Origin of the sequence: Tunturibacter empetritectus (assembly GCF_040358985.1) — a bacterium.
GTDB classification, from domain to species: Bacteria; Acidobacteriota; Terriglobia; order Terriglobales; family Acidobacteriaceae; genus Edaphobacter; species Edaphobacter empetritectus.
In genome coordinates this window covers 4,640,494-4,657,357 of the sequence record NZ_CP132932.1, presented here as the reverse complement: position 1 = coordinate 4,657,357, position 16,864 = coordinate 4,640,494, and the positions used below count along the sequence as shown (strand labels likewise).

At 55.4% G+C, this 16,864-nt stretch carries 12 protein-coding genes and 1 pseudogene; 5 read left to right on the top strand and 8 right to left on the bottom strand.

Annotation, left to right across the window (positions count from 1 at the left end):
• Positions 1-80: 80 nt before the first annotated feature.
• Entirely contained in the window at positions 81-1,943 is a 1,863-nt protein-coding gene (locus RBB75_RS19495) for a SpoIVB peptidase S55 (protein ID WP_353069027.1), read from the bottom strand.
• Between the two features lie 189 nt (positions 1,944-2,132).
• Between RBB75_RS19495 and RBB75_RS19490 the strand changes: the two genes are divergently transcribed.
• Positions 2,133-3,290 (top strand): VWA domain-containing protein, encoded by a 1,158-nt coding sequence (locus RBB75_RS19490; protein ID WP_353069026.1) that lies wholly within the window; start codon positions 2,133-2,135, stop codon positions 3,288-3,290.
• A gap of 7 nt (positions 3,291-3,297) precedes the next feature.
• On the opposite strand, the gene RBB75_RS19485 is transcribed toward RBB75_RS19490, so the two are convergent.
• Positions 3,298-4,131 carry a carbonic anhydrase family protein gene (locus RBB75_RS19485; RefSeq protein WP_353069025.1) on the bottom strand — a complete coding sequence of 278 codons (834 nt, stop codon included), beginning with the start codon at positions 4,129-4,131 and terminating at the stop codon, positions 3,298-3,300.
• A gap of 339 nt (positions 4,132-4,470) precedes the next feature.
• On the opposite strand from RBB75_RS19485, the gene RBB75_RS19480 reads away from it, so the two are divergent.
• On the top strand, positions 4,471-5,760 hold the full coding sequence (locus tag RBB75_RS19480) for a hypothetical protein (RefSeq protein ID WP_353069024.1): 1,290 nt from the start codon (positions 4,471-4,473) through the stop codon (positions 5,758-5,760).
• 85 nt (positions 5,761-5,845) lie between these two features.
• A complete protein-coding gene (locus RBB75_RS19475) occupies positions 5,846-6,757 on the top strand; it encodes an NAD-dependent epimerase/dehydratase family protein (RefSeq protein WP_179638271.1) in 912 nt (303 codons plus the stop codon).
• Between the two features lie 257 nt (positions 6,758-7,014).
• Here the strand turns inward: RBB75_RS19475 and RBB75_RS19470 are convergent, their stop codons facing one another.
• Positions 7,015-7,923, bottom strand: a complete 909-nt coding sequence (locus RBB75_RS19470) for an alpha/beta fold hydrolase (protein WP_353069023.1) — start codon at positions 7,921-7,923, stop codon at positions 7,015-7,017.
• Positions 7,924-8,162: 239 nt separating this feature from the next.
• Between RBB75_RS19470 and RBB75_RS19465 the strand changes: the two genes are divergently transcribed.
• Positions 8,163-8,756, top strand: a complete 594-nt coding sequence (locus tag RBB75_RS19465) for a CGNR zinc finger domain-containing protein (protein WP_353069022.1) — start codon at positions 8,163-8,165, stop codon at positions 8,754-8,756.
• Between the two features lie 102 nt (positions 8,757-8,858).
• On the opposite strand, the gene RBB75_RS19460 is transcribed toward RBB75_RS19465, so the two are convergent.
• Together RBB75_RS19460 and RBB75_RS19455 are read right to left on the bottom strand one after the other, a co-directional pair.
• On the bottom strand, positions 8,859-8,981 hold the full coding sequence (locus tag RBB75_RS19460; protein ID WP_353069021.1) for a hypothetical protein: 123 nt from the start codon (positions 8,979-8,981) through the stop codon (positions 8,859-8,861).
• 382 nt (positions 8,982-9,363) lie between these two features.
• On the bottom strand, positions 9,364-9,867 hold the full coding sequence (locus RBB75_RS19455; protein ID WP_353069020.1) for a DinB family protein: 504 nt from the start codon (positions 9,865-9,867) through the stop codon (positions 9,364-9,366).
• 1,584 nt (positions 9,868-11,451) lie between these two features.
• Between RBB75_RS19455 and RBB75_RS19450 the strand changes: the two genes are divergently transcribed.
• A complete protein-coding gene (locus RBB75_RS19450) occupies positions 11,452-12,339 on the top strand; it encodes a matrixin family metalloprotease (protein WP_179638266.1) in 888 nt (295 codons plus the stop codon).
• 214 nt (positions 12,340-12,553) lie between these two features.
• Here RBB75_RS19450 and cas1 read toward each other — a convergent pair.
• From cas1 to RBB75_RS19435, 3 genes and pseudogenes are all read right to left on the bottom strand, one after another.
• Positions 12,554-13,564: pseudogene (gene cas1 / locus RBB75_RS19445) on the bottom strand (CRISPR-associated endonuclease Cas1); the annotation flags it as partial.
• 157 nt (positions 13,565-13,721) lie between these two features.
• Positions 13,722-16,322 (bottom strand): DEAD/DEAH box helicase family protein, encoded by a 2,601-nt coding sequence (locus RBB75_RS19440; protein WP_353069019.1) that lies wholly within the window; start codon positions 16,320-16,322, stop codon positions 13,722-13,724.
• A 3-nt stretch (positions 16,323-16,325) separates the two neighbouring features.
• Positions 16,326-16,703: a hypothetical protein gene (locus RBB75_RS19435; protein WP_353069018.1), complete on the bottom strand. Its 378-nt coding sequence runs from the start codon at positions 16,701-16,703 to the stop codon at positions 16,326-16,328.
• Positions 16,704-16,864: the final 161 nt, after the last annotated feature.

The window sequence follows — 16,864 nt, the reverse complement described above, 5'->3', positions numbered from 1 at the left end:
TCCACCCGCTAATCGCACCAGCTCGCAACAATCTTGTAACAACACTTGCTTCAACACTTATTAGGGTGGCCCCGCAGGCCCTACCGCACCACCAGGTTCAGCACCTGGTATCCGCTGACAGCATATCCGGCCTCCACCGATCCCCCCGTAACAACACTCTCTCCGGTCAGTTGCATCTTCTGCGCCTCCTTCAACGGCTCAAACACATTAGCCATCGACAACGGGACTTCCGTCAGAGCCTCGCCTTCCAGCACTGCCTGTGCTGAGTGATTCAACAGCGTCACGTAAACCCGATCATTCTCATGAATCCTGTTCAACGCCGACACCGTATCGGCCAGCCCCACCGACCGCTCCGCCCCTGCCTTCGTCGTCAGCCGATCCACCGTAGCGCCGTCGCTGACCACCACCCGCATCGGACCCGCGCTCACATCCTTCGGCACCCTCACCTTCACCCGCACCATCCGCGCCTCACCCTGATAAGGATGCACCATCGCCTCCACCTCAATCTCATCCCCCGCCCGAGCCTCCATCCTGCTCAAACGCGCCGACTCCAGCACGGCCGACATCCTCGCCGGAATCGCCTCCACCCTCAACTTCACTCCCGTCACCACCGGCTGATCCAGCGCATTCCCATACACCTTGCTAAACCTGTCATTCACGAGTAGAGCGGCGTTGATCGTAGCCGGATTCAGCTCGTTCTGTGCCATCAACCCCTGCATCGCAACCGGCGGCTGTCCCTTCAAATCAATCTCGCCCGACAGCCGATAGCTCAACTCTTCCGCCGCCGTATTATTCGTCTGCATACATTGATAAACCGAAACCAGCATCGCAGAAGGCGTCAGCTGCCGATTATCCAACACCTCAAAGCGCAGCGTTCTCGTCTTAACGGACACAGCCTTCGCCGGCACTCCTTTCTCCACCGGAGGAGGAACCACCTCCACCTCAACCGGAATCATCCGCGCCTCCACCCCGAACCGGCCCATAATCGCCGAAGCGCGATCCTCGGTAAACGCCCCCACCGTCTCCGTCGTATTAATAATCTTGAACGCGTTCAGCGGAGAAGCAAGCGAAGCCAGCACCGTAGCCTTGGTCATCGGCATATCCACCGGTCCATACTGTGTAATCGGATGCCCACAAGCCAGCAGCCTCTTCGGGTCCACATACGTCACCGTGCAGGTCCCCGCCATCGACAGATCCCCCCGCACCAGCACCGCGCTCACCGCACTCCCCGGCACCAGCGGCTCCGGCTGCACCGCGGCAGAGTCCGCCCCACCCAGCCCCACCACCGGCGTCAATCCCATCGCCCGGAAACGATCCCCAAACCGCTCCACCGTCTCCTGGCTGAACCCGCCCATCACCAGCGGAGTCTCCATCGCTCGCATCTCAGGCTGTCCCTCAAACTCTCTGCTTACCTCAGGCAGCTTCACTCCGGCCAGCTTCATCCCCGCCGCTGCGCCATCCTCATCCCGCACCTGCAGCATCGACTCGATCGGTGTAATCCCCGCAATCGGCTCCTTGCTGAACTGCCCAATCCGATAACTCAGCGCCCCCACCAGCCGCCCATCGATATACACCGGGCTCCCGCTCATCCCCGCCACCACGCCCGTGTACTCCGGCTTATCCCCGTGCAACCGAGCCAGAATCATGTCCTGCCCCGGCCCCAGCGCATCCTTCAACAGCCCAAGAATCTCCACCTGCATCGGCTCCGGGTTCACCCCTTCAAACACCGTATAAGCCACCCCGCGCATCCCCCGCCTTACCTCAGCCAGAGGGAAAAACTGAGTCACCGCCGGAGCTACCGAAGGCGCAGCCACCGCGGTCCAGCCGCCCGTCCCACTCACAGCCTGTCCTGCCGCCCAGGGCCCACCCAACAACGCAGAACTTCCCAACACCCAGCCCGCCATCAGGCCAGCCATGCACAACCGAGTCTTTACCCCATCCATCACGTCTACAGACTACTAGGGAAACCCGAGCCGTTGCACAAACTATCCTGCGACCAACGGGAGCACCAAGCGAAGCGGTACACAAGTCACGAAGTGACCGCCCTCCGCGCAGGAGGCCCGTCCGGCAGGACACACACTCCACTCACAATTGAACTTAGAACCCGTCCAACATTCGGAGTAAAGTTTCAGATGATGACTATCCTTCTCAGGGCTCGCATCTTCCTTCTTCTCTTCTGCTACCTCGTCCTAACCCTTCCGCCCGCCCGGGCGCAGGAAGCGCCCGCGCAAAACCCGCCCCAGCAGACCAAGCCCACCCCCGACGACGCCGGCCCCGACACCGACAACGGTACGATCATCCTCAAGAAAAAGAAGGAAGCCGACGAGCCCCCGCCGCCCCCAGCGCCCGTCGCCCCCAAAGTCAAAAATCCCGACAACGAGACCTTCTCCCTCCGCGTCGACGTCCCCATCGTCAACATCGATGCCAGTGTCATCCTCGACAAGACTCATCAATTCGTCCCCGGCCTCAAGGCTAACAACTTCCTCATCCTCGAGGACGGCGTTCCCCAGACCATCACCAGCGTCCGCACCACCCAGACACCCATCACCGCCGTCATGCTGCTGGAGTTCGCTGCCAACAGCTACTACCTCATCAACGACATGCGGAACGCCTCCTACTACTTCTTCCGCTCCCTGCGCCCCGACGACTACATCGCCGTCATCACCTACGACCTCCGCACCCACATCCTCACCGACTTCACCAACAACAAAGACCTCATCGCCCAGTCCCTCCAGTCCCTCATGATCCCCGGCTTCTCCGACACCGACATGTTCGACGCCCTCTACGAGACCCTCGACCGCACCAGCCGCATCGAAGGCCGCAAGTACATCATCCTCATCGGCTCCGGCCGCGACACCTTCTCCAAGCTCACCCTCGACAAGATCCTCGCCAAGGTCAAAGCCAGCCAGAACGTCACCATATTCACCATCAGCACCGGCGCCATGTTGAACGAGCTCCGCGGCGGCGGTGGTCCCCGCGAACTCGACTACCTCCAGGCCCAGAACCAACTACAGACCTTTGCGAGAATGACCGGCGGCCTCAGCTTCGCCCCCATCTTTCAGGGCGAGCTCCCCGACATCTTCGGCCAGATCAACCAGTCCATCCGCAACGAGTACATCCTCACCTACCGCCCCTCCAACAACAAGAACGACGGCAGCTACCGCAAGGTCAAGGTCCTCCTCGTCGACAACGAAGGCCACCCCCTCCGCATGCAGGATGAAAAAGGCAAGCCGCAAAAGTACTCCGTTATCGCCCGCGATGGCTACAACGCCAAACTCCCCGTCGAGTAGTGTGGTCCTAAGGAGTGGTTGATGGCTGGACCGCGTCAAAAGGCCATCGCCTCACCGTCGCATGCACCACCCGACTATTCGGGTTTTGTAGTGGGCGGAAATCATTGCCAAGAATCTTGCGGAACGCCTCAAACTGTTCCGGCGACAGCTCCGCCCATTGCTTCAAGACCAGCCACGTCACTACGGGGCTGCACGGCGGCGTCGTAAGTGAGCCGGGGTAAGTGAAATATTGTGATGCGTCAGTCAAAGCCTTCTCCAGATCTGGCATCACCGCAACGTCGGGAGACGTCGTCTTTTCAGGCAAACCGGCCTCAATCAAAGTCTTCAGGAAAGCGTTCGGCCTCCCAACCCTGTACAGCACTCCAATTACAGCAAAGTCGGCGTCCGAGTGCTTGAAGACAAGGTGCAACTCCATCACACCGTGCCTGCCCGCCACCGTATGTTCTGAAAGAGTATGAAAGTGAAATTGGAGGAGCGAGTAACTGCGCCCATCTAACGTCAACGAACTTCCAAACGCAGGAGTGGCCTGAATCGTATACCCCAGGTTCTTCATAACAAACGGTGCTTGAACAAATCTGACCTCCAGAGGCCCAAGCCCCGGGTCTTCCACCACCGTGTTGATGTCTATTGGAGACTGCCGCGCAGAGGGCGACGGAGCACACGCCAAAAAATCCTTCCCATGTTTGTCATGCAGTTCAGCCCAGAATCCAGGCCCCTTATCTCCGGTGTAAGCAAAGTCATCAGCGTCAACTCCAGCGGCAGCGGCGACAATCTGCGCATGGGCAGGGAACTCGCCCCATGTACACACCAAGAAAAGAACAAGAGCAAATCTCTTCTTCATTGAAAAATCTCCTTTTGGGGGCCCGGGACGCTAACTTTACCATGCACCACAAAGCATCAGCCAAAGAAAAGTTGCTCGCAGCCCCACCGTGAGCAATCCGATTACAAGCCGTAACCAAATAGCTGTGGTTTCGGTCTGTGAAGCTGGCCAGTGTCCATTATGTCTTCCCCCAACCGGATCTCTGGTTCACGGCGTAACTGCGGGTAACCCATCACTTGAAGTGCCCATCACTCTCTGCAAGCCGGCTCTTAGAGACCCTTCGCTAATAAGGAATGAACCCATTCGATCTGAATCTCGACGCGACGTGTTATAAACGGGCGCTAGAGATCAGCGAATCTTATGAATGCTGCCAACCAGCAGGACCTGCTGTTGCCGGACGCTCTCCCGTCCGTTCTTGGTGACGCCACTGTCAGCGGGGATCGGCCCTGGATCTTTGGTCTGCTCGTCGCGCCGTCGGCTGTCGTAGCCAACGGGATCATACAGGGTGGGGTACTCGGATATCTGCTCACCCAGCAGGGCATGAAGATCGACGTCGCATCCCATTGGCTCTCCATACTGGCGCTTCCCACAACGCTTTATTTTCTCTACAGCCCGTTAACGGACTTCCTCCTCAAACGGCGCACCTGGCTGATGCTTGGTTCGCTCTGCGCGGCTGTCCTCATGCTGCTCGCCTTTCGCCAACAAAGCATCGCCGCGCCCACTCCACTGCGGCTTATTCTCCTCAGCGGATGCCTCACACAGCTTGTCTTTGCCAGTTGTGGCGGCATGATGGGAACGCTTCACTCCGACAAGTCTCGGCACACAGCGTGTGGTTTTTTTCAGGCTGGCTCCATGGCCTTCGGCGCGCTCGCCACCTGGGCCTTAATCCGCGAAAGCTCACGCGTTCCTGCCGCATCGCTTGGATGGATGGCAGCTGCCATGATTGGACTTCCCAGCATCTTTGCTCTTCTCGCACCGCATCAGCCCGTCGTGCGAAGCTCCGGCCTTCTACAGACCCTCAGAATTCTGGGTAGCGAGTGCAAAGCTACCTTCCTGCGCCGGGACTCCATCCCTTATCTGGTATACGTGCTCCTGCCGGCAGGCACCGGCGCAGCCATAGGACTACTTCCCAGCATCGCGCAATCCTACAGCATCAACAGCGACCAGATTGCCTGGATGAACGGCTTGATAGGAGCCTTAGCTATCGCCGCAGGCTCAATGGTGACAGCCCTGTTCCCAACTCGTTGGGGAATCGCACGCCCCGCTCTCGTCGTTTACATTCTCAACGCGTTGGTCCTTGGCGCAATGGCGTTCGGCCCCATGCGCCCATGGAGCTATCTCTGCGCCACGGTCCTGTATCTGTTCACCTCGGGCTGCTGTTACTCGACCTCGACTGCGATTACACTTGAGTTCCTCGGAGAGTCAGGCAAGAGCGGCAGCGGACGCTTCTCAGTCATCAACGGCATCATCAACATCCCGGTGCTGCTCATGATCTCCATCGACGGCTGGGCTGCGGCCCGATGGGGAGCACGAGGACTGCCCGCTATTGAGTGTGTGGCCGCCCTCGCAACCAGCATCCCTATGTTGATCTTCGTCTGCCTGCGGCCACTTCGCCCCACCGTGATCAAGACCGCACAACTCGAACTCTAAAGGGCTTCTCAGGGTAGAGCGCAGGCTCGTACCATCTCCTTAGCAACCGTCCGGGATTAAGCAACCAATCTAAGAGGAGCAGGCGATGCATGTATTTGTAGCAGGTGCAAGCGGAGCGATCGGCGGACCTCTGATCGCGGAGCTACTTAAGCAGGGACACTCTGTAGTGGGCATGACTACAAGCGCGGCGCGAGCGAAAGACCTGGAAGCTCAGGGAGCCGAGGCCGTGATCGTAGACGCCTTCGATGCTGTAGCGCTCGAAGCAGCGCTGCGGCATTCAAAGGCCGAAGTAGTGATCGATGAGCTGACATCTCTGCCCAAAGAACAAAGCGATATGCCAAACTACGCGGCTGGAGACAGAAAGCTAAGGATTGAGGGTGGTGGCAATCTCTTTCGTGCAGCGATTGCAAGCGGCGTGCGGCGATATCTGCAACAGTCGAGCGGATTCTTCTTGAAAGCGGCCGAAGGTACTTTGGCCGATGAATCTTCTCCCTTGGATGTGCACGCAAGCCCAGGCGTAGCGGCAAGTGCGCGGACGTACACAGAACTGGAAACACGCCTCTTCAGTTCCAAGGCAATCGAGGGCGTGTCGCTGCGTTATGGGTTCTTCTACGGGCCGAGAACGTGGTATCACCCCGGTGAGGCGGCGGCGAACATGGTGATGAAGCAACAAAATCCCGTGGTCGGTAAAGGTGAGGGAGTGTCGTCCTTTGTGCATATCGACGACGCTGCAATTGGAACAGTCGCAGCTCTGACCGCCGAACCAGGTGTGTACAACTTGGTCGATGATGATCCTTCCCCTCAGGCCGTGTGGCTGCCGGCGTTTGCGAAGTTCGTGGGCGCTCCGCCACCTCCGCGCATGAGCGAAGCCGAGGTGAAATCAATCGCAGGGGAAGATGTCGTATATTACGCAACAAAGTTGAGTGGCGCCTCCAATGCCAAGGCGAAGCGGATTCTCGGATGGAAGCCGCGAAGATTGCAGTGGCTGGAGGCGTAATGGAACCGTTGCCGCGCAAAACATTAATCTCACCGTCGAGCAGGTTCGATACACAAACAGTATGCTTCGATACACAAACGGAGATACCAGATATGGTGCCACGATCCAAGGAGCAACATCGCACAGAGCGCGCTCTTCGGAACAACTCTACAAAGCTGACGAGGCTTGTTGCGCCTTGGCCGTCAAGCCTCGTCAGGGTGTCGTCGGGCGGACGAACGTACCGATTTCCACCCTTGAACCAGCAATTCATCACGTCATCACGCAACGCTCTTCGCCAGCAACTCCCTCATAGCCAACGCAACCTCCTCTACATGCGTCTCCAGCGCAAAGTGTCCCGTATCCAGAAACTGCACCGTAGCATTCGGATTATCCTTTTTGAAAGCCTCAGCCCCCGGTGGAATAAAAAACGGATCGTTCTTCCCCCAGATCGCCAGCAACGGAGGCTTCGACGTCCGGAAGTACTCCTGAAACTTCGGATACAGCTTCACGTTGTTCTGATAATCCAAAAACAAATCCAGTTGAATATCCGTATTTCCTGGGCGGCTCACCAGCGCATAGTCTAGCCAGTAAGCCTCTGGGCCAACCGCCTCCGGACTCTTCACCCCATGCACGTACTGAAACTTGATCCCCTCAAAGCTCACCGCAGCCTTACGTACCTCCTCGCGATTCGCCGCCGAAGGATCGCTCCAATACTTACGAATCGGCCCCCACGCATCGCCAAGCCCCTCTTCATACGCGTTCCCGTTCTGCGAGACGATCGCCGTCACCCGCTCCGGATGCGCCACCGCCATGCGAAGCCCGGTAGGCGCCCCATAGTCGAACACATACAACGCATACCGCTTCAGATGCAGCGCATCGGTAAAGGCCAGCATCGTCTTCGCCAGCGCATCGAAGCTGTACTTGTACTGCCGCGCCTCAGGCACATCCGTAAATCCAAACCCCGGAAGATCCGGCGCAATCACCCGGTACTTATCCGCCAGCCGCGGAATCAGCTCACGATACTGAAATGAAGAAGTGGGGAAGCCGTGCAGCAGTAACACCACAGGCGCATCCGCCGGACCAGCCTCACGATAAAACACGGTCACTCCATCAGCTGTAACGCGGCGAATGGTAGTCAGCGGAACTCCTGAACTCGATACTGCTGAACCTGCGGATATGTTGGACATACTCTCTCCTCCTTCGAAACTTAGTGAGTCTTGAAACAAACTTTGTGAAAGGGCAGCGGGAGCGGCACCAGCCATTGCCAGTAGGCTCCCTCCCCCCGCAATAAAGCTTCGACGATCCATTCTGTCCTCCAGATGCAATTCAAATGTGCGTAACCACTGAACCTGGTGTTCAATAGTTACAAGTGAGATGTAACCACCTGAAATAGGTTTCAGAAGTTACAATAAAAGCAGAAAAAACTTTGCCCTTGCCGACACCCGTCAATCTCGTCGAATCTCCAAAGGTAGGCGATCATCCCGCGCTCGATCTCCTCAACACCGTCTTCCTTCTCGACGGCGTAATCGTAGACTCTCTCCAGACCGATCAGGATGCACTTCAGTGGCTTGCCGCTGCGGGCTGGCGAATCGAGCACGATCTCGCAAGGTCAAAGCCAGGTGCTCTCCTGCGCAGTGCCCGGTCCCTTCGGGAAGCCATTCGCAAGATCATAGAAACCAGAAAAGCAGGGAAGCGCGCCGACCTGGCTCCTCTCAACGCCTTCCTTGCCCAGTCACAAAGCCATCTCAAACTATCTTCCGCCCAAAAAAGAACGTTTCATCTCGAACGTCATTGGCAGCAGCGGACCCCCGAAGAGATCCTCGCCCCCATAGCCGAAGCCGCTGCCGAACTCCTCGCCACCGGAGACTTCAACCTAGTCCGCCGCTGTGAAGACTCCGAGTGCATCCTCTGGTTCTACGACCGAACCCGCTCCCACCATCGTCGCTGGTGCAGCATGGCCACCTGCGGCAACCGCAACAAGGTAGCCGCCTTCCGCCATCGCCACCAATCCACCACCTAACCACCATCTCGCAACCACAACCCACCACCTGGCAACCACGACCCACCACCTAATCTCCACAATCTACCTGGTCCCTACAACCCACGGCGTGGCCCTGCTAACCTACCTGGCCCCCACAACCCACCGCGTAGCCCCCACAATTCGATCGTCATTCTGAGCGGAGCGAAGAATCCCCGTATTTTGCAGTTGCGTTGTGCTGTTGCCGTTGCCTGTTCTTACCGTCATCCTGCCTCTGTGCGAAGTCAAATGGAGCCTGCCCACCATTCATTGCTGTTCCCCTCGCTTGCTCTTCCCGTGAACGAAACCGCCAAAACCCCAACGAAACCACATGTCAAGCCCCACCGAGACCTAAACACTTCTATCCAAAGAACATCCACGTGGCGTATTAGATAAGCCTGCCGCACTATACTTTAAGTAAGAAAGCGAGGAGGAAGAGATAATGCTTCAACAAGCAGCTTGCATATATCTACTAAACCATTGATTATAAGTATTTTGCGGATAACTCAAGCAAAATCAATATTTTGCAGACAGTCACCCCTCGCAAACCGCTAAAAATAAACAACTTCCATACAAGATACCCGGAGGGGGAGGGGGAGGGTGAGTGGCACTATCTGGGCCGGGGAATCGTAAGATCAAGATCCCTAGCAGTCATCTGCTTCGTCAGCAAAATTATCTGCCCTACATGCTGCTGCACATGTCCCACCACCTGATAGATAGCCTCCATAACACTCACATCGCGCCCCTGCGGAGTGATCCTCTCCGGCAACCGCCCCGCCGGCACCGCCGCAATCACACCCTTCGCCTCCGCAAACGTCGATTGAAACAGCGCAATCAACTCCTCTGGGCTCATCCCACCCTCTGCACTGAACTCCGCATCGCGAACTCTGACATCGGCGGCCCCACCCACCCCGTGCATCACCCACTGCTGAGCATTCCCGCAAAGATGAAGCACAAGATTTCCTACAGCATTCTCATGGTCCCCCTGCCGCTGCCAAACCTGATCGTAAGTCAGCTTCCTCAAACAAACTTCGAAGCACTCACACATCATGTCGAGCCTGCGACATGAAACATCAAGAAAATCGGCAGCAACAGCATCAAGGGTCGTAGTCATCTTTGCATTCTAATCCGCACCAGCGCATCCAGATCCGTCGAGCCGTTGACGGGATAGGAGATAGGGGGTTTCAAAACTGCCCCCTTGACTGTGTTGCGATAAGTGACTCGGCGATTGTTTCTTCGTTGTCCCATAGGGCTTCCTCATTTTTTTAAGCCCCAAAGAACGCAGGGGTGGGTTTCCTCCAAGAAGAGGGTTGCGTTCTGGTTGGGGAGGGAGGGCTGCCATTGGACGGATTCTTGTGCCGGGCTCGCCGAGCGCAGATAGTTAATTAATCCCCAAGAAAGAAACATTGCTTTAGATCGAAAGGCGTGATATCTATTATGTCCCCGGCCCAGAGTGTCCCACGCAGCAGAGTGTTCTACACGCGAGGAGAGCCTAATGGAGTCACGACTAGGTAAGTCCAAGGCTATAGGAGGGTGCGTATTCACAATAAGCTCACTCTTTGTGATAGCTCAACCTAAGCCCACAAGCACCCAAACTACTCCGACCGTTACAATTGATTGGTCTAACAGGACGACGGGACAACAAGCTTGCATTGCACCTGGAACGGGTGTAACTAACGCGCAGTTAACTCTGACAAACGCAAATATCATTCTCTACACGTACTCCCTTGACGTCAAAAGTTACGAACTTCCCGGGAACGACGCCGGTAGACTGCCCGGCGGTGGCGCGCTGGGTGGAGGCCAGCAGCCTGTGGCCGGGGCTCCTCACCTAGACTGCAGCGCCTACGAAACCGCCCTAGAGGATGTTTCGAGTAATCAATCTCTATTTCCGAAAAATGGAAACAGTGTTGGCCTGAGTGAAACTCAGACAGCGCTGACTAGCCAATCGGTCACCACAGTGCTCACAAACGCGAAATGCAGCGATCGAACCACACCTGGATATGTGCAGATCTCAAGCCACCCTTTTAGACGTAGCACAAGAAATCCAAGAGTACGAGGCGCTCAATGAAAAGCTTGGTTCTGGGACTGCGAGTGTCTCATTCCCGTATCAAGTTGATAGCAAACACTGGGATGCCTTCACGGTGAGGGAGCGTTTGCGCTACAACAATCAGCTTAGCGATTCGACTTTATCTTGGCGATGTGGGATAGATGACGTCTTAACGCTGTCTGTTGGCGTTATGTTCACGACACTTCCATATCGAACTTATGTGAGCCAGTCAGTGCCAACCTCAACGGGAACGCAGAATGTTCTTGTCGTGAATGGCAATTCAAATGTAAGCCCACAAGGGCTGGCCTTACTCAACTATAAGTTATATGTCTTAGACAAGGGTCCGCAGCCGGGGCTTGCGTTTTCTACGGGTCCTGTATTCAAATTTGGAAGCACTCCCTCCGTGTCCAATTTCGGCTGGTTTGCTGGTGGTTCATTTTCGTTGTGAAGGCGGCTGTTTCTGTCTGGGGGCATGCATATGGGGGAGTTTGCCGACTACCCTCCAGGATTTCACAACGGCAGCGTAATCCCCCCTAATTTTGGGCAGTTGACGCCCGTGACACGCTGGTCTGCCCGGTTTGCTGGAGGAATTACGTTCCAAACTAATTCCTTTGTGAAGCAAAGAAGCCTTGAAGGATACGAGGAGCAACTATGATGCGACCGTGGTTACTGGTTGTTGGCCTTGCAAGCTTGGTTTCGGCGGGGCTTCAGAATGAATCAAAGTCGCCCAGTCCGAATCTGAAAATACACGTTTGTTCGGCCAAGGATCCACCCAGGGTCAGAAAGGCTTTGAATAAGCTCGCTCAGTCGCCGATGTTCAACCAAGAGCTAAATATTACAAGTTTGTCTGCCTCGCAATTAGCTGATATTCGAGCAATTTCGCCAAGCATACAGCAAGGGGTAATGAAGCCGGAACTTTGGCCTCAAGGTTCCACTATCAAAGTAGCGTTTCTGAGTGGAGATCCGACTGTTCGCGAAAGAATTAAGCAATCAGCAATGAAGTGGACTGACTACGTCAACGTCAAATTTAATTTTGTTGATGATCCCACCCAGGCGTCGATTCGTATCGGCGTAGACGGGAATGGAAGATCAGAATCGGAAATCGGAAATGATGCGTTGCAAATCGATGGAACGAAGGAAACGATGCACTTCGGTTGGCTTACAACTTTTTCATCACAAGCGGACTACGACAGCGTGGTTCTTCACGAGTTCGGCCACGCTCTCGGTTTGGTTCACGAACATCAACTACCGAACACGGGGATTATTTGGAACAAACCGTACGTTTATCAATACTGTAAGACGCAGTGGGGCTGGACAACAGACGACGTAGATCAGAATATTTTCAACCAATACACACCTAAACAGCTTATCTTTACCAGAATGGACACAAGCTCGATCATGATTTACAGCTTTCCATCCGAGTGGACTCAGAACAATATTTCAGCGCCCTGGACCTATCAACTGTCGGACGGAGATAAGCAGTTCATGGCTTTGCAATATCCTAAGGCTCCTATGCCTAGCGTGAGTGGCCATCCCTAGTCATGGGAGCATATACCCACATCTCAATCCCTGACCTACTGGACAGCGTAGCACGTGATTCTCGTCGTCGGCTTTAAGTACTCGCGCTAAGTCACATGTCGATCTCTTGGACAATATTCCTTGCTACTAAACAGAGGAAGTGTGAATGGGCGACAACAAGGCAATCCACTCACTGAGCACTCGCGTACCGGTTCCACGGCAGAACCCTCTATTCTTACAGCCCTATAAGTTTGGCCAAAGCCATCCAATGCCGTGGATGCGGCACCCGGCCCTGCCGAATCTCGCCTGCATAGCCTCGCGAAACTGCAAGTCGGGTTGTTATGGAACTGCAAGATAGAGAGGAGATTTGCGGCTGAATGTTCTCAGCATAAAATTCTGCTGTCAGCCAGGACGGTTGGTCCGAAGGTGACCATTCCCGGATCTCTACTTGGTTCGCAATCTGAGTCGTGGACCGCTTAACTTGAGCATTGGCTGAACGAGAAACTACACGCCCCTCTGTCGCAACTGCTTTAAGGCGCCGCTTAGACTCTTCAACTGAGCAAACTCTGCACTTCTCATTTGCATTGATGATCGGAGTGCCGCAGTCATTACAGACGTTCTGCAAGCTAACCGAATTGTTGGACGTTACAAACGGATCTCCTCCCCGGGTCTCGCGCTTGTGATTCTGTGTCAGCCGCGTTGCTGGAGTCGCTCTGCGGATTTTGGTCGTTGACGCAATCTCCTTCACGGTCCACTCAGCAAGTGGAGCGACTAAGCGAGCCCAGGTCGAAATCGTTTCTGCGAGCTGACTCGCTAGATCAGCCATCAGACGGCAATTGCCGTTGCGCTCTTCGAAAAACCAATTTCTTTTTAGAGGCTGCTTCAAAATGCGGTCTAAAACATAGGCATCAACATCGGGTCGGATGGCCTCCATCAGATCGCACGCCAGGCTGTCTCGGTTGATCGTATCCATGTGCAAAACTCCCATCTCTGGATCAAGTCCAAGGGCAGCGACAGCAAGACGACACTCCGCCTCCAGCAGTGCATAGAGATAGTTCAAAATTGCGTTAACCGGATTTACCGCGAGTCTAGGAGAGCCTGAGAGGACAGACGCGCGTGAGCGAAAGATCCGCCAATGTTCGGGTGTGCGAGGCAGATCCTTGTCGGGAAACTTGATTGTGACTGCCCGCCACGCTTTCCAATAGATCTTGGCTGCGCGCAACTCCACAGACCGAATCTCATCAAGGGTCGTAACTCTTCGTCGCTAAACTTTCTGTTACGTCCAGGGCCACCCGGTCGCAGTCTCGGACCGGCGGGATAATGGACGGATGATAGCCGACCTACGAGGTCACCGTGAGACCTGTTTGATTTCTCCCGGTCACTCAAGGCTTCGTCGCGTGTCGTCATTCATAATCACTGGCTAAGCGTCCAACGAACAAGCTGGCAGCATCCTTTGCGATTGCAATGGCATTGCGCACGTCTTCTCGTTTCAAGTTTAAGGCGCGCAGTTTGCCCTTTACCTCGGCAACGGATTCGATCCGCCGGTAAGCCACTGAGTGCGCCTCCGCGAACAGTGCCAATCCTCGCAGTTTGGGTAGCGCGTCGTTCAAATAGAGGCCGTGAGCGTCAACAATGTCACCAACAACCTTCCCATCTTCTAGGGTGGAGAAGAAGATGAAGTCAGGGCGGACGATTTTGTATTGGTCACCATCAAGGTAAGCGATGCCAAGCGAAGATTGCCCAGGTTGTTGGGGATTGCGATACCAGAAGCTGAAACCCTTGCGCTTTGATTCGGTCTCTGCAACAGCGATCTCCCATGAATTTAGATTCGCCGGGTAATTGCCGTTCTCATCGCACAATAGATGGTTCTTGTAGGTCGGAAATTCTGTTTCCTTGTCGTTCTCTATTACCTTGGTCGGCTCGAACTTGGTTTCCGGCTTGACCAACTCCAGATCTTGCGGCTCGCTGCTCATCTCGACAATCTGTCGGTAGGCTTCCTTCCGGTCATCGGTCAGCTTCTTGATTTCGTTGCCGTATTTGGCTAGCCAAGCCGTGGCCAGCTTGTCGGCCTCGGCATCGAAATAACCTTGCGCCTCCATCACCAAACCCAGAGCGGCGATAGATACACGCGATTCGATAATGGATTCCTCGAATTCATCCGGTTCATCCGGCGCGGCCACCTTGTAAGCAAGGAACTCGGCATAGGTGCGCGAAATGTCCGGGGTAAAGATGCGCGCGGCACGGCGGTAGGCATCCTCGATCACTGCCATATCCGCATCTTCCCAGAAATCATCGAAACTCTTGTTCTTACCTTTTAGGTCGGCAACTATGGTCTTGCCGTCTACCGTCATCACAGCTTTGCGTTTGGCCTCTATCTTCACCTTCTCACTCTCTTGGAACTTGTCCAAAGCCTTGTGCATGTCTGCATGAGCCAACTTTCCAGCACCGGGAAGAATGTCATCGGAAGCCAATTCGTGCGCAAGCGCAGTCAAACGCTTTGCAGGCTTTGCTCCACGCTGTGGTTGCGTTTGGGATGGCAATGCTTCAAAGACCTCCCAAACAGCCGCTGATGCCGCAGGATTGGGCTTCACCTCAACAGGATTGACGAGGATGCGTCCAGTAGAAGGCTGCATCGTGTCATCGCCCTTCATCAGAGCCTTGACAACGTCACCAACCGTCTTCTTCTTGAAATTCGGCAACAGGCATTCCACTGCATTCAATCGCTCATTGCCAGGGATACGGCGAGCCAATGGCGAACGCACCAGGCGGCCCAGCAACTGTGTGATGTGGGTATAATCCGTAGCAGCACGGAAGGACACCATCACCTCTGCCCGCGGGCAGTCCCAGCCCGTACTGATGGCATCCTTGGCAATAAGCACACGCACCCAAGCACGATCCTGCACCAACTCTGGCGAAATGTACGGCACGTTGTGGTTGCCAAACTGTTGCGCGATGTGGTCGGCAAGCACATGCGCCACGCTTCCGCTGGGCAACTCCGGCCATTGCTGATAGATGGTATCCAACGCTCGGCCAATATCGTTCGGATCAGGTTTGTTGGGAACCTGCAACACCATCAGCGGAACCACAGTATGCGACTCCTCCTGATGCTTGGCGTACTCAGCCCAAGCAGAGGTGGATGCTTTCAACTTGTCCGTCGCTCGGCGCACCAGCACGGTATCGAAATCACCCGCCTCATCCGGGATGTCAATCAGGATGGTGTCTTTGATAAGACCAGATTCCTGCACTTTGGCAGAATCCACCAGTACATTGGGCAAGATCGTGCGATTGACAGCAACTTCCATAGCTGCGTTAAAGCGTTCCACTGTGGCCGAAATACCCCAGACTACTGGAACGCCCGGTACGCCGTTCGCGCCGTTGATGAGTCTCTGGACGATGGTATTCTTACCGTTCCTGTCGGCAGCGGTGGGATTTCCTATTCCGCGGTGCGCTTCATCCAGTACCAGATACAGAGTTAAGTCCGGATCTTCAATGGTGTTCTGGATGGTCTCCCAAATCGTATATGACCGCGAGTCAGGACGGAGTTCCAGCAACTGCGCACCGGCTCTTGTTTCCACTTCCTCTTGGTCGAAGCCGCGGGTCAGCAAGCTGTTCTTGGAGAGCTTTCCGGTGTTGATGAAATAAATCTTCTTCGCCTGAAACTTATCCCTGCTGAAGGTGTTTTCGACTGGAACTAGATCAGTATGGCTGAGCCGGTCACTGGCTTCCATTAAGCGGAACCGGGTCTGCTCGTTCAACGCTGGATCGTCGCTGAACCAGATCACCACCGCGCCAGGGTCTGCATCGAAATCGAATTCGTCATCACCATGAAACAGCGCCTCGAACACAGCGGCGGCCATGACCGTTTTGCCCGCGCCGGTGACGGCAGTCAGGGAGAACGCGGTCTTGTCGGCCTCGCCGTGCCAATACTTGCGGGCCTTCTTGAGATTGGACAAGGTATCGCGTGCAGCATCCGTCTGGTAGCTTCTCTTTAGCGTGAACTTCATCTGTCATTCCCCGTTCGCAAAGCTGAAGTTGGTCAAATACGATTCGTACAGGCGCACCGGTTCCACACCTTGGGGTAAACGCCGTGCAATGGCTTGGAAACGGCGATCATCGTCGGTAACAATGTAGGCGACGCCCGCGTCTTTAGCCTTGCTCACAGCCTTGATGAAGGGCGTAGCGGTATCCACGTCCACCAGCAGTCCATAGGCACACACCACGGCCCAACCTTCGGCGGGCAGATTGTCGATGCGCTTGCCACGGCTACCGGCACGCAACCACAACAGCGGGGCGATGCGGGCAAAGGCCACGTTGTGGTTGACTGCAATCGGAGATTCGTAAGTCAGTGTGAAGAACTCCGCATTCTCCTTAAAGCCATCGGCCATCGGAAATTCGTCGGTGAAGTTGTATTCGCCCTCGATAAGTTCACCGCTCGGTGTCTTGCCAGTGATAGCGGCTTCGACGCGGGGCTTGGTGATGTAGTCGCAGATACCCCATTGTTCCCATTCGGCGTCTCCTGGGCGCAGACTCCTTTTAAGAAGCGCAT